9 protein-coding genes and 1 pseudogene are annotated in these 13,249 nt (G+C 60.2%); 7 read left to right on the top strand and 3 right to left on the bottom strand.

What is annotated here, in order from left to right; all coding sequences use genetic code 11:
- The first annotated feature begins 344 nt into the window (after positions 1–344).
- Complete coding sequence (locus tag HBH25_RS20640) at positions 345–2,072, top strand: hypothetical protein (RefSeq protein WP_168085819.1); 1,728 nt, start codon at positions 345–347, stop codon at positions 2,070–2,072.
- Between the two features lie 421 nt (positions 2,073–2,493).
- On the top strand, positions 2,494–3,843 hold the full coding sequence (locus HBH25_RS20645) for an MFS transporter (RefSeq protein WP_324616917.1): 1,350 nt from the start codon (positions 2,494–2,496) through the stop codon (positions 3,841–3,843).
- A gap of 28 nt (positions 3,844–3,871) precedes the next feature.
- Here HBH25_RS20645 and HBH25_RS20650 read toward each other — a convergent pair whose 3' ends face one another.
- Positions 3,872–4,771 (bottom strand): LysR family transcriptional regulator, encoded by a 900-nt coding sequence (locus HBH25_RS20650; RefSeq protein ID WP_168085821.1) that lies wholly within the window; start codon positions 4,769–4,771, stop codon positions 3,872–3,874.
- A gap of 98 nt (positions 4,772–4,869) precedes the next feature.
- Between HBH25_RS20650 and HBH25_RS20655 the strand changes: the two genes are divergently transcribed.
- Positions 4,870–5,496, top strand: a complete 627-nt coding sequence (locus HBH25_RS20655; RefSeq protein WP_168085822.1) for an RraA family protein — start codon at positions 4,870–4,872, stop codon at positions 5,494–5,496.
- A 15-nt stretch (positions 5,497–5,511) separates the two neighbouring features.
- Positions 5,512–6,381, top strand: a complete 870-nt coding sequence (locus HBH25_RS20660) for an NAD(P)-binding domain-containing protein (protein ID WP_168085823.1) — start codon at positions 5,512–5,514, stop codon at positions 6,379–6,381.
- Between the two features lie 3 nt (positions 6,382–6,384).
- Here HBH25_RS20660 and HBH25_RS20665 read toward each other — a convergent pair whose 3' ends face one another.
- Positions 6,385–8,181, bottom strand: coding sequence for a sensor domain-containing phosphodiesterase (locus HBH25_RS20665; RefSeq protein WP_168085824.1), 1,797 nt, complete (start codon positions 8,179–8,181; stop codon positions 6,385–6,387).
- A 137-nt stretch (positions 8,182–8,318) separates the two neighbouring features.
- On the bottom strand, positions 8,319–9,356 hold the full coding sequence (locus tag HBH25_RS20670; RefSeq protein ID WP_168085825.1) for an LLM class flavin-dependent oxidoreductase: 1,038 nt from the start codon (positions 9,354–9,356) through the stop codon (positions 8,319–8,321).
- Between the two features lie 171 nt (positions 9,357–9,527).
- Here HBH25_RS20670 and HBH25_RS23850 point away from each other — a divergent pair, with 171 nt between their 5' ends.
- The 3 genes and pseudogenes from HBH25_RS23850 to HBH25_RS20680 all read left to right on the top strand — a co-directional run bounded on the left by HBH25_RS23850 (position 9,528) and on the right by HBH25_RS20680 (position 13,070).
- Positions 9,528–10,622 (top strand): cache domain-containing protein, encoded by a 1,095-nt coding sequence (locus tag HBH25_RS23850; RefSeq protein ID WP_420708522.1) that lies wholly within the window; start codon positions 9,528–9,530, stop codon positions 10,620–10,622.
- Between the two features lie 320 nt (positions 10,623–10,942).
- Positions 10,943–11,461 (top strand): annotated as a pseudogene (locus tag HBH25_RS23855) (methyl-accepting chemotaxis protein); the annotation flags it as partial.
- A 202-nt stretch (positions 11,462–11,663) separates the two neighbouring features.
- Positions 11,664–13,070 carry a purine-cytosine permease family protein gene (locus HBH25_RS20680; protein WP_168085826.1) on the top strand — a complete coding sequence of 469 codons (1,407 nt, stop codon included), beginning with the start codon at positions 11,664–11,666 and terminating at the stop codon, positions 13,068–13,070.
- Positions 13,071–13,249 lie beyond the last annotated feature (179 nt).

Here is a 13,249-nt window from a genome sequence, read left to right on the forward strand (position 1 = left end):
TACCTGCTGCTGCCGTGTCAAAAGCATGCGCGGGCAGGGCCTTTCTGACAACCTTGCAAGCACAGAGGCGTATATGGATGGGCGGCGTCCACTTCCCCGTGGTCGGCCGTGACCGAGGCACGAGGGTGGGCTATCGCCTGGCACTGGACCCTGCTGGAGCGGTGATGGCGCGCACCTGGTGCATTGGAACCGCACGCGCTTATCAGCCACTCAGTTGCAACGTGCTTTTCACTCCAAAGGTGACCGGGTCGAGTCCTCAAGGGAGTGGAGCAGGCGTGTGGGTATTCTATCTCGTACGCCCCAGTGAATTCGAAGCCTGCCGGTTCGCTCACTCAGGAGGCTACATGATGAATATCAATCCCAGCATCACCAATCCAGCCATACAGCATCATTCCACCACGGCGCCTGCTCTCCCGGTGCCGGCGACACCCGCCGCGCGGGTGACGGACATCGCTCACGCGACCCAAGTAATGAACGATAAAGCGGCGTCACTAGAGGGGCATTTGAACCTTCGAGGCAGGGAAATGCAGGGGCGGCTGCAAACCTATTTTCACCCGCACCGCGCCACTGCCGGCTCCCAGGAAGAAAACAACCGCGACAACGCTGAACTGGGCCTCATTACCAACGACCGCGCGCTGAGGTTGCAGCAGAAGGGGTATGGCCTCGCGCACATGGAGAAAGCGGAGAAAAATGCCAAGAACGTGGACCTGATGCTCACAACCATCAGGGCCACAATGGGGGGCAGCCCCTTCTCCGGCTTGACCCTTGCGACCAACCTGCACCCGGATACGCTTAATCATAACCCTCAAGATACGCCGTTGAAGGACATCGCCCTGCAGAACGTTTTGGCTTCCTTGTATGCCTCGGCAGCGGATGTCGGCAGCAACCCGTTGTTGAAAGGCTTCAGGCCGGAAGAAACCTTGAACCCAGGCGCGGAAAACGTGCACCCTTCTCTTGCGGCTTCTCGCGCCGCGATAACCGCGGCCCACGACAAAGGTGCCCTCATGAGCGCCGCCATGGAATTAGCTAAATGGGGAGGCACGTTCATGGCGCGTAATACAGCCGTGTTCGGTGTGCGCGTAGGGTTGGAATCAACCGGCAAAGCGAAGCTGGCAACGGACATCGAGGATATCCTGCGGCCGTTGACGGCGGTCATCGCAGGCGTGGCCATCGCGCACTATGACCAGTACCTAGACAGGCAAAGGGGTATCGCCGGGCCGGCCATGCTGTATGGCCGTCGCGACCCCGTACCTGAAGGCAGTGCCCCCAAGGACATTGAACAGGATGAGGAGTGGCTGAAAACCTTCGAGAGCCTGCAGACCATGGATTGGCTCTTCTCCAAGGACACACTGACGGATGTTTCCGACCGTGCTGGCAAAGGCGTCGCTGGCTTCGCCAATGCGGCGCTCAAGGGCGAAGTATTCAGTGAGCTGGGGCAGTTGCACAATCAGGCTGCAGCCGGGGCGTTGGCCGCCAGCTTTGCCGCCTATGGGGTGGCTCCGGCGGCCTTGCGCCAACTGATGAGCGCCCACAACTTCAGTCCGGCCCAGATCGTAGCCGCCGCCGATGGGCTCAAAGAGGTTCTGGGTGCGGCCGCATTCGGTATCTGGGCGTTCGTCGACAAATTAGTGGCAGCGATTACGAGCAACTTGAACAAGTCGGTCAACGAAAACGATCAGGTCGCAAAGGGTGTTACCAAAGGGCTTAATACTGGCGGGCGCGCTGTCGCAGCGATGGCGTCCAAAGGTGCTAATGTTGTAGTGGACGTTACCCAGGCCTCCAGACGGGGCCTGCAACGCACCGGTGATTTCATCGCCGACAACTCGCGATCGGCAGGCAGTGCCATGTCCAGTGGTGTCGGGACTGCGGCCAACTACACAGGTCAGCAATTGCAGAGCCTGAGGAACCGCTTTGGCCGGCCGAACAATTCAAATGCTGCTCCAACGCAGAACATTCCGATGACCACTCTGCAGCCTTCGAACCCGGGGCAAGCCGCCACGTCCGGCCCCGTTCAGCCCTCCAGCTCGGCCCCGCCTGCTACGGACCAGCCTCGTGGGGATGACGCGGTCTGATCCTATGTCGGTCATAGCAGCCGTCGGGGGCTATGGATGCCCCAGAGCTTTACGTAGCGTTTTGCACATCCCCGAGCCGCTGCACGCTTTTCGCTTTTCCCTCCTCAGGTTGGCCGTCGGCCCCACTGACTGACCTGGCCGCTTCAGCGAAGCGTCAGCAGATGATTTATGCCAGTTTCAGGGTGGCGAACAGGTTATCGCGGGATCCACTGCGTTGGCACAGGTCGAGCAGCATCACCTCTGCTCGTAGTGATTAGCAGCTTCGGGATGCAGGAGACAGTGGTGAATTTAGCATTTCGAGCTCTTGTTCCTTATAGGAATGGATGGCTGTGCTTATTTATCGCTTTTATATCTCCAGCAAACCTTGACTATTGCCAGGGTCCAATAAACACAAGAAACAGAGGGCCCTATGGCGGAATTCGTGACCACTCAGGCAACTGATCAAGCAGCAGCGGCAACTCAGGTCAAGCAGTCCAGATACCGCTGGGTGGTGCTTGGGGTCATTGTGCTGGTGTACATGCTGGCTGCGGCAGACCGTGCCAATATCGGCATCGCACTGCCGTATATACAGAAAGAGTTTGGGGCCACCAATGCGCAGGCCGGGTTGCTGGTCAGTGCCTTTTTTCTGTTCTATTCCCTAGGGCAGATTCCAGCAGGCTTCGTGCTCAGCCGCCTGGGCGTTCGGCTCGTGGCGCCGGTGTCTATCGCAGCCACCTCCGTGGTCACGCTGCTGATCGGAACAGCCCATAATTTCCTGTTGCTGAAGGTCTACCGGTCAGCCCTTGGCCTGGCGGAAGCGGCGCTGCCGTTGTCCATGCTCAGCACTATCAATCGCTGGTTCCCGCCAGGAGAGAAGGGCACGGCCACGGGTGCGTTTCTATCGGCGGCCAAAATGGGCGCAGTGATTGCTCCGCCCATTGGGGCTGCGCTGATCCTGCTGGACGGCTGGCGCACCATGTTCATCGCCTTTGCCATCCCTGGCGTGATCATGACCCTGGTGTGGTGGTGGATGGTGCCCAACGAACCTCGCTCATCCAAGCGCGTCAACGACGCCGAAGCCGAGCATATCGAAGGCCAGGCGGCAGTGCGCAGCGGGCCAGTGCAGGCACACAAGCACTTCGGTGCGTGGGACAAAGCCCTGCGCTACAAACCGGTTGCCCCCTTGGAAACATCGCGCTCGGTGTTCAGGTCCTGGAACGTATGGGGCTGCGGCCTGGGCTACCTGTTGATGACGGGCGTGGTCAACGTGCTGCTGGCCTGGCTGCCTAAATACCTGGGCGAAGTGAAGCATTTTGAACTGATGCAAGTAGGCTTTGTGGCTGCACTGCCTTTTGTAGGCGGCGTGCTGGGCAATATCGTCGGGGGCTGGCTCTCAGACACACTGTTGGCCCGCCGTAGAAAGCCCACCATGATGCTCAGCGCCGTGGCCACCTGCGCCATGATGATCGCATTGGTGTACGCGCCTAATGGCCTGCTCGCGGTGAGCCTGCTGCTGTTCGGGACTGGTTTTTTGCTGAACGTGGGGTATTCGTCTTTTTCCGTGTATTCCATGAGCCTGACCACACGCGCCACCTACCCGGTAGCCGCGTCGGTGGTCAATACGGCGGGCCAGGCCGGTGGTGCCATGGCGCCGCTGGTGGCCGGCCTATTGTTGGACAGTTATAGCTGGACCGCCGTATTCCTGTTCCTGGGCGTGTGCTCATTGGCTGCTTTGGCCTTTGTGCTGACCATTTCAGAGCCTGCTTCAAGGGCGGAGCCTGCCCAGGCGTAACGGGCCGTAAACGCCTTGCTGGCAGCGCTCAACGCTGCAGTTGGGTAGAGAAGTCACACAGCGTCGCCGCTAAAGCCGCCACCTCTGCCACAAAAGACGAGGGGCGATCGTTGCGGTACATGGCCATGTAGGGAACAGGCGGCAGCTCGGGTTCAGTGTGGATGACGGTGAGTTTGCCGTCATCCACGAACGGCCGGAAGCACTCCAGCGGCAGGTAGGTCACACCCAGCCCGGCGCTGGTCAGGCCCAGCATGGCCATCAGGCTGTCTGAGGACAGCGTCTGGGGCAGGTCAATGCCCCGTGCCCTCAGCCAGGTGTTGACGAACAGGCCAGAGCCGGACTTTTTACCCTGCACCAGCATCGGGTACCGGGCCAGCTCGGCCAGTGATACCGTCCCTGAATGAGGGATAAGCCCAGGGGCGGCCATCCAGGCATTTTCCACGTGGGCCAGGGGCAGGCTAGTCACCTCAGGTGCCGTGAACGTGTCGGGGATGATGATCAGGTCTATCAGGTCGTCCATCAGCCGCTCGTGAAGGTTGCGGCTCATGTCCACTTCAGGGGCCACCGTAAGGCCGGGGTAATCAGCGACCAACCGGGTGACCAGCCGAGGCAGCCACGTCCAAGCGGTCAGTTCTGTCACGCCAAGCCTGAGCCGGCGTGTGGTCACATGGGTGCCATCTTTCAAGGCCGTGATGCGGTCGGCCAGGCCAAGCATTTCCCGCGCAATCACCAACAGCTCTTCTCCCGCGGTGGTCAACCGTGCGCCACGCTGTGAGCGGTCGAACAGCTTGAGCCCGGTGGAGGCTTCCAGTTCCTGTACCCGTTTGGAAATGGCCGACTGCGTGGTATTGAGCTGCTCAGCGGCGCGTTCGAAGGTGCCTAGGCGCTCGATCCAGTGAAGCGTCAGGAGCTGCCGCAAGTTGATCATGTTCATTCCTGCTGGGCATGTATGGGCATCCCATAATATCGCTTTTTCTATTCCCATACGGCTTTATCCTCGAACGACTTGCTACCCGAGGCGTACCCATGACCCTGACTGCTTCAATTCCCGATATCGATACACTGGTGGCAGCGTTCTCTCGCACGTCCACTTCGATCATCAGCGATTGCCTGGATCGGCTGCCGGGAGCGCCCTTGCAGCCGTTCCACCGCATAGAGGGCACCATGGCAGGCATCGCGCTGACCGTGAAAGTGCCTGCGGGTGACAACCGTGCCATTCACCAAGCGCTCGAACTCATAGGCCCGGGGCACGTGCTGGTGGTAGACGGAGGAGGCGATGTGAGCCGGGCGCTGATGGGGGACATCATGGCCGCCATCGCCCAGAAGCGAGGGGCGGTGGGTGTGGTGGTGGATGGCGCTATCCGCGACCTGGCGACCATTGGCCGAGGCAGCTTTCCGATGTTCGCGCGTGCGGGCTACCATCGGGGGCCTTATAAAAACGGGCCGGGTGATATCAATGTACCGGTAAGCATTGGCGGCTTGATCATCTCACCAGGGGATATCGTGGTCGGGGACCATGACGGGATCGTAGCCTTCCCCGCTGCCCAGGCGCATACCCTGCTGGAGCAATGCCTGGCAACAGAACGCAAAGAAGCGGACATGATGGCGCAAATTGCTGCCGGAACCTACAAAGGCGCCTATGCCGCCCATTGAAGTGGACGATAAATAATGAAGATTGCAATCATCGGTGCTGGCGAAGTCGGCCTGACCTATGCACGCCCATGGGTGGCGGCTGGTCATCAGATTGTGCTGTGCGACCTCAAGCCTTCCTCGCTCGCCAGTGCATTCGCTGACGAGCAGGGGCTGGCGCTGTTCACGTCCATTGCCGAGGCTGTGTCTGGCTGCGAAGCGGTGGTGTCTTGCGTGTTCGGCACTGTGTCGCTGACCGTGGCGGAGCAGGCCTTCGCAGCCATGCCCCCAGGGGCCTTGTACGTGGACATGACCACGGCAGACCCTGCTCAGATCCGCCAGGCCGCGGGCATCGCGTTGGAACGTGGGATTGACTACGTGGACGTTGCTATCCTGGGGGCCATTGCCTTGACCCACGAAAAAACCAACCTGCTCGCGGCTGGCGCTGGAATCGCCCAGGCCCTGGACCTCTATGCCTCAGCAGGTGCGCCCTTGAAACAGGTTGACGGGGGCTCGGCTGGGGATGCCGCAGCGTTGAAGATCCTGCGCAGTGTGTTCACCAAGGGGCTGGAAGCGCTGACCATAGAGTGCTTCATGGCGGCGGAACAGCAGGGCGTGACCGACCAGTTACATGAGGCGTTGAGCGACATTGACCAGGCCAGCCTCCAGTCGTTTCTAGGCACCTTGATCCGTACCCACGTGGTGCACGCGCCTCGCCGTCTCAAGGAGGTGGAAGAGGCCGAGCGCCAGCTTCAGGCCGCCCATATGCCCGTGGCAGTGCTCCCGGGTGTGAAAGCTTTGTTCCAACGCACGTCAGAGCAAATCGCCGCTGCCCCTCTGGAGACCGCTTCGCCCACTCTGGAGCAGGCGTTCACCTGGTTGTTCAAGGCTAACGGCGTCAACCGGTAGCCTTTACAAGGCAGTGGCGCTGGTGGCGCGGCCTGGGCGCTGAGCCCGCCACCGTTCGAAGGCCTGCAACTCCATGGGGCGCGCGAGGTGATAGCCCTGTACCTCATGGCAGCCCACCTGCTCAAGCAGGTCCAGCGTGGCCGCTGTCTCAACGCCCTCAGCCACGATGCGATACCCCAGCTGTGACCCCAGCTCGATAAGGGTTTCCACCAGCCGACGGTCTGTTTCATCCTGGGTGATGTTGCAGATCAGCGAACGGTCCAGCTTGATGGCCGTGGCGGGTAGTTGTCGCAGGTAAGTCCAGTTGCTGTAGCCCGTGCCGAAGTCATCGATGGCCACATCGATGCCAATCAGGCGCAGCCGTTCCAGCTGCTCTCGAACCTGCTCAGGGCTTCTGCATAGGGCGCTCTCGGTGAACTCCAGTTCCAGCAGGCGCGGTGGCAAACCGCTCTCGGCGAGCAGGCCTAGCAAGGTGTCGGTGAAGTGGGGGCCATCCAGGTCTACGGCGGAGACGTTTACTGACACCTTCAAGCTGTTGCCTGCCCGGTGCCACTTCACGGCTTGCGCCACTGCCTGCCGAATAACCCATAGGCTTAAAGGGCGGATCATGGACGTTCGTTCAGCCAGCGGCACGAATTCGCCAGGGCTTACCGCACCCAGGAATGGATGTTCCCAGCGCAGCAATGCCTCAGCCGACAGCATCTGGCCGCTCTGCGTATCGAAGCGTGGCTGGTAGGCCAGGCGCAGTTGATCCGAGCTTTGCAAAGCCTCGGCCAACGCGCTCAGCAGCAGGAACGTGCGTTGCTGCGCCCGCCCCAGGCCTGCCTCATACCAGGCCCAGCCTTTGCCATTGACGCGGGCGTCATCCGAAGCCCCAATCACCTTGCGTACCCAGTTAGGCATGCCGGGTTGCTGGTAATCCAGCTCAATAGCGCCGATGCCGATCTGGGTCTGGATAGGAATGCCCTCACACATCAAGGGCCGCTTGAAGCGCTGCGCGATACTGTTAAATAGCGCATTGCTGGCAGCGCTGGGGCCGCCTTCCATGAAAAACCCGATCCGGGTGTGGCTCATCCGGTAAATAGGTGTTTGAGCGGGTAGCAGCTTGATGAGTTCGGCATGCATCGCCCGCATCAGGTGCAGTGAAAACTCATAACCCAAGGCTTTTACAATGTCGTTGAGCATCTGCGGCGCCACCATATCGATGGCCACCAGCGACTGCAGCGGCTGGTGGCGCCGTGCCGCAATGTCGTGCTCCAGACGCAACGGGTTCAGCAACCCCGTGTGCTGGTCATAGAAGGTAGAGGTGCGCAGCCCGGTGATTCTGTGCATTACCAGTGAGGCAAAGCGTTTCAATACTCCAACATCAGTGGGGCTCAAGGGAGGCCGTGGCTGGGTATCGATCACACACAACGTACCCAGGCCCAAGCCGTCTTCGGTTTTCAAAGGCATGCCGGCGTAAAACCGGATATAGGGCGAGCCTGTTACCAGCGGGTTGTCCTGGAAGCGCTCATCCAGCGTGGCATCAGGCACCACAAAGGCATTGTCGTCCAGAATGGCGTAGCCACAAAAGGACATCTCACGTGGCGTCTGTTTTACGCACGTACCCCGGCTGGCCTTGAACCACTGGTGCTGGCCTTCAAGGATGGAAATCAGCGCAATGGGTGCTTTGAAGTAAGCCTGTACCAGGTCTATCAAGTCCTCGAACACAGGGTCTTGGGTGTGCCCATCAAGGCACAGGCTCGCCAGGCGGCGCAGCCGGGCGGCTTCGTTAATAGGGGTAGGGGCGGGCTGGGTCATCGAGGCACATCCGGGGCAGGCAAGCAGAAGAAAAGGCGTGATATCAGATTGCCCTCTTGCGCAAAATATTAGCGCGGCATCTTGTTTGCTTCAATCACCGCTGGTCTGTACTGCTGAGCCTGCCCCTTTGCCGAGCTTTACCTGAAAGCAGGCACCACTTGATCGATAAACAGCTTAAGGGACTGCTTTTTCTCATGGTGCGGCAAGCTGTTGTCGCACCAGAAGCTGAACTCGTCCACGCCCAGCTCCTGATAGTACTGAAGGCGTTCGATCACTTCGGCCGGGGTGCCGATCATGGTGTTCTTGCGAATGTTGTCTAGCTGGAATTCAGGGCGCTCGGCAAATTTGGATTCTGGGCTGGGTTGCAGGAAGCCATTGACCGGTGCTTCCTTGTTCCCAAACCAGGCATCGAAGGTGCGGTAAAAACGTGATATTGCTTTGGCCCCTACTTGCCAACCGTCAGGGTCGTCTTCGGCATGAATATGGGTATGGCGAAGCACCATCAATTGCGGCCTTGGTACGTCCGGGTTATTGGCCAAGGCGGTGTCGAACTTGTTCTTGAGGTCCACCACTTCCTCGTCGCCTTTCATCAGCGGCGTGACCATCACGTTGCAGCCGTGTTTGACGGCGAAGTTATGGGAGTCCGGATCCCGCGCAGCGATCCAGATGGGCGGCGTATTGATGGGCTTGGGCACACTGGTGGATAGGGGGAATTTCCAGAGCTCGCCGTCGTGAGCGTAGTCACCTTCCCACAGTTTGCGCACCACTGGCACCATCTCGCGCAAGGCAGCACCGCCACTGGCAGCGAGCATGCCACCGGCCATGCGATCGAACTCCACTTGGTAGGCGCCGCGGGCCAGGCCCACTTCCATACGGCCGTTGCTGATCACGTCCAGCAGGGCGCATTCACCTGCCACCCGCAAGGGGTGCCAGAAGGGCGCGATGATAGTGCCGGCGCCCAAGTGAATGGTGGTAGTACGCGCGGCCAGGTAGGCCAGCAAGGGCATTGGGCTAGGCGAGATGGTGTATTCCATTGCGTGGTGCTCGCCAATCCACACGGTACTGAAGCCCCCGGCCTCGGCCATCAGCGTGAGCTCAGTCAGGTCTTCGAACAGTTGCCGATGGCTGACCTGCTCGTCCCAGCGCTCCATGTGTACGAAAAGCGAAAATTTCATCTTGGCTTACCTATGCTTTTTGTGTATGTCGCCGATGGCGTTAACAGGCGACACAGTGGATTAACCAATTTCCGGAGCAGCCTGTATCACGGCCCCAATCGGTATATTGGTATACCATAATATGGTTTATCGCAAGGCATTTTGCCTTTGCGCCCCCGGGGGAATGCCTAGATGAACATCAAGCAGAAACTGGTACTGGCGTTTGCCATGATCGCCGCGTTGCCTGTTGTACTGGTCGCGGCGGTAGTGGTGTTCAACCTTCGGGACAACGCGCGTGAAGGGTTTGAAACCAACAGCGGGCGGGAGATCCGCCAGGTCGAAACGGCCATGCAGCTGTTTTTCGAAGGCATTGACCAGAACATAACGCTGCTGGCGAACTACCCTGCTTTCCAAGGGCTGGAGGGCCATTTGTCCCGCTACATGGCCAACGATCGCACGGTGGGTGACCAGGATGGCCAGGCATTGCCGATACTGGATCAGATGCTCAAGTCCCACCCTGCCTACGCGTATGCGTCCATGGGCAGCGTGGACGGTGGCTATGCCTCCAAACCGGACGGGCAGCTGGACGACTATGACCCTCGCAAGCGGCCCTGGTACCAGGCTGCCATGGCCAAGCCCGGCCAGGTGGTGCACACCGCGCCTTATTACTGGGCGCCGGACAAGGTCGTGCTGCTTGGCATTGTGCGCACCGTCGACGGGCCGAAAGGGGTGCCCACGGGCGCGGTCGGTATCGACGTGTCCCTGCGCCAGCTCACTGACCTGGTGGGGCAGATCAAATTGGGCGACAACGGCTACGTGATGCTCGCCACGCAAGACGGGACCGTACTAGTGGACCCTAAGCAGCCGGATCACAACTTCAAGCAGCTGTCAGCGCTAGGCGGTGCGTACGAAACCCTAGACAAGCAAGGGCGCGGGCTGAGCGAGGTGACGCTGGACGGCCAGCCCTACCTGGCCAACGTATTCCCTTCGGACAAGCTGGGCTGGCGCTTCATCGGCCTGGTGCCCAAAGCGGAGGTGATGCAAGGCGCGGTGTCCCTGACCTGGCTGATTGTGATCATCGCAGTGGTGAGCGCACTGGCTTTCGCCCTGGCGGGCAGTGTGTTCGCTGGGCTGCTGGTACGTCCGATCCATGCGGTAGCCACCGGGCTGGAAGGCATTGCCCAGGGCGAAGGGGATTTATCCAAGCGGCTGGACGTGCGCGCCAAGGATGAAACAGCCCAGTTGGCTGGGTGGTTCAACCGGTTCCTTGGCGCCATCGCCAGATGATCCAGCGCATTGGCCAGGCGTCCGGGCAGATCCACCAGTCCTCCCAGGATTCGATCAAGGTGGCCGAAGACCTGGCGCAGACGGCCGACCGGCAGCGTGTAGCGGTAGATATGGTGTCTACGGCGTTCCATGAAATGGTTGCCACCTCCAACGAAGTGGCGCGCTCGTGCAGCCAGGCAGCGGAGTCGGCGGACAATGGCCAGCGCCAAGTGCGAGACGGGCAGATGCAGATCGACCAGGCCGTGGAACGGGTAGGGCGCCTGAGTGGCGAGATCGAGGTGTCTGCCGATGCCATGCGCCAACTGCGGCAGGAAAGCAGCGACATTCAGTCGATCCTTGGCACCATCAGTTCCATTGCCGAGCAGACCAACCTGCTGGCGCTTAACGCCGCCATCGAGGCGGCCCGGGCAGGCGATCAGGGGCGTGGTTTTGCCGTGGTGGCCGATGAGGTTCGGGCGCTGGCGCGGCGCACAGCCGACTCCACCGGCGAGATCGACACCTTGCTGGGCAACCTGGCCCGGCGCACCCAGTCCATGGGCGAACAGATGGATGCCAGCCTGCGCATGTCAAAGGACACTGTTCAGTCCATCAGTGAGGCGCGAGGCAGCTTCGAGCGCATCCGTGAATCGGTAGACGTGATCCGGGACATGAGCACCCAGATCGCAACGGCGGCGGAGGAACAGCACCAAGTCGCTGAAGACATCAACCGTAATATTGGTGACATCCATGGGGATGCCCAGCGCGTTGCAGAACTGGCTGAGGCCACACGGGGCGAGGCCACGCACCTGACGACGTTGTCTGAGGAATTGAACGGGCTGGTGCACCGGTTCAAGACCTGAACCCCGTTTCACCGCTAGCGCAAAAGGCGCCCTTCCGGCAGTAGCTTGAGCCGGAGTGGCGCCTGCAGGCCGTCTGCAACCTCAATTTATGATTGAGGTTTTTGGAATACCATAATACGGTGTATCTCGTTGGGTCCATCGCTGACCCTCTTGGTTTGGTTTCATACAACTACAACAACCAGAACAAACGACGAGATTGCGCATGTCTGAACAGACCCGCAGTACCCTGATCGAAAACCATACGGTCGACCAGGTGCCACGCTCGGCTCGCCACGGTAACGTGCGTGACCTGTTTACCCTGTGGTTCAGTACCAACATTGCACCGCTGCCCATCGTTACCGGCGCCATGGTGGTTCAGGTGTTTCACCTGAACCTGGCGTGGGGGCTGCTGGCCATCGTGCTAGGTAACCTGTTAGGCGGCGTGGTGATCGCTTTGGCCTCCGCCCAAGGGCCGCGGCTAGGTATTCCGCAAATGGTGCAAAGCCGTGGCCAGTTTGGCCGTTATGGCGCGTTGCTCATTGTGTTCTTCACCGCGCTTATCTATGTGGGCTTCTTTATTTCCAACATCGTGCTAGCAGGCACGTCCATTCACAGGCTGGTGCCTGCCATGCCCCTGGAAGGCGGCATTCTGGCCGGTGCACTGGCGGCCACGGTGATTGGGGTAGTGGGTTACCGTTTCATCCATACGCTGAACAAAATAGGCACCTGGGTTATGGGCCTGGCGCTGCTGGCTGGGTTCACCATGGTGCTGACTCAGCCCTTGCCCGCAGATTTCTTTACGCGCGGCGCGCTCAATGTGAGTGGGTTCATTGCTACGGTGTCGTTGGGTGTGATCTGGCAGATCAGCTTTTCCCCCTACACCAGTGACTACTCTCGCTACCTGCCACCGACCGTAGGGGTATGGCGGCCCTTTATTGCGACTTACTTGGGCGCCACCCTGGGTACCATCCTGTCATTCTCGTTCGGGGCTGTCGTCGTGCTGGCCAGCGCGCCCGGCACCGAGGCCATGCAAGCTGTGGAGCAGGCAACAGGGGTGTTAGGGCCAGTGCTGATGGTGCTGTTCCTGCTCAATATCATCAGCCATAACGCGCTTAACCTATACGGCGCCGTGTTATCGATCATCACGTCAATCCAGACCTTCGCGGCTGGGTGGACGCCTACGGTGAACGTCAAGGTGTTGCTGTCAGCGGTGGTGCTGGCCGCCTGTTGCGTCACTGCCCTTGGGGCCTCGGCCGACTTCATCAGCCACTTCATCAACCTGATTCTGGCGCTGCTGCTGATACTGGTGCCCTGGGCCTGTATCAACCTGATCGACTTCTACCTGATCAAGTACGGCTATTACGACGTACCTTCGCTGTTCCAGGCCGACGGCGGGCTGTATGGGCGTTTTGATGGTTATGCGATCGCAGCCTATGCCGTTGGCATCATGGCCCAGTTGCCCTTTGCCAACACGGCGCTGTTTGTGGGGCCGTATGCGAACCTGGTACCCGGCGCGGACCTGTCCTGGGTAGTAGGGGTGGTAGTGACCTGCCCACTGTACTTCTGGCTGGCCTACGACCAAGCCGCTGTGAAAGCACGACGTCAGCAACTGGCGTTGGCGCAGGAGTGAGTGGGCACGCTCGGTCATCCTGAACGGGTAGTACGCCATTGCCTCTTGGGGTAAACCGGGCCCTTTGCCAGGGAGGCGCTGCAATGGTTGCTCACCTGTACCGCTCTGCCCAGTTGCGACGCGGGCGGTGTTCGCTGCCAGGCGGTATTTACGTGATAACCGTGTGTGTGGCCCAGCAT

The sequence above is a fragment of the Pseudomonas quercus genome, from assembly GCF_012033695.1.
Classification (GTDB): Bacteria; Pseudomonadota; Gammaproteobacteria; order Pseudomonadales; family Pseudomonadaceae; genus Aquipseudomonas; species Aquipseudomonas quercus.

Coding starts and splice junctions, on each gene's coding strand:
- HBH25_RS20640 (WP_168085819.1), top strand. CDS start 345: ATGATGAATATCAATCCCAGCATCACCAATCCAGCCATACAGCATCAT.
- HBH25_RS20650 (WP_168085821.1), bottom strand. CDS start 4,771: ATGATCAACTTGCGGCAGCTCCTGACGCTTCACTGGATCGAGCGCCTA.
- HBH25_RS20655 (WP_168085822.1), top strand. CDS start 4,870: ATGACCCTGACTGCTTCAATTCCCGATATCGATACACTGGTGGCAGCG.
- HBH25_RS20660 (WP_168085823.1), top strand. CDS start 5,512: ATGAAGATTGCAATCATCGGTGCTGGCGAAGTCGGCCTGACCTATGCA.
- HBH25_RS20665 (WP_168085824.1), bottom strand. CDS start 8,181: ATGACCCAGCCCGCCCCTACCCCTATTAACGAAGCCGCCCGGCTGCGC.
- HBH25_RS20670 (WP_168085825.1), bottom strand. CDS start 9,356: ATGAAATTTTCGCTTTTCGTACACATGGAGCGCTGGGACGAGCAGGTC.
- HBH25_RS23850 (WP_420708522.1), top strand. CDS start 9,528: ATGAACATCAAGCAGAAACTGGTACTGGCGTTTGCCATGATCGCCGCG.
- HBH25_RS20680 (WP_168085826.1), top strand. CDS start 11,664: ATGTCTGAACAGACCCGCAGTACCCTGATCGAAAACCATACGGTCGAC.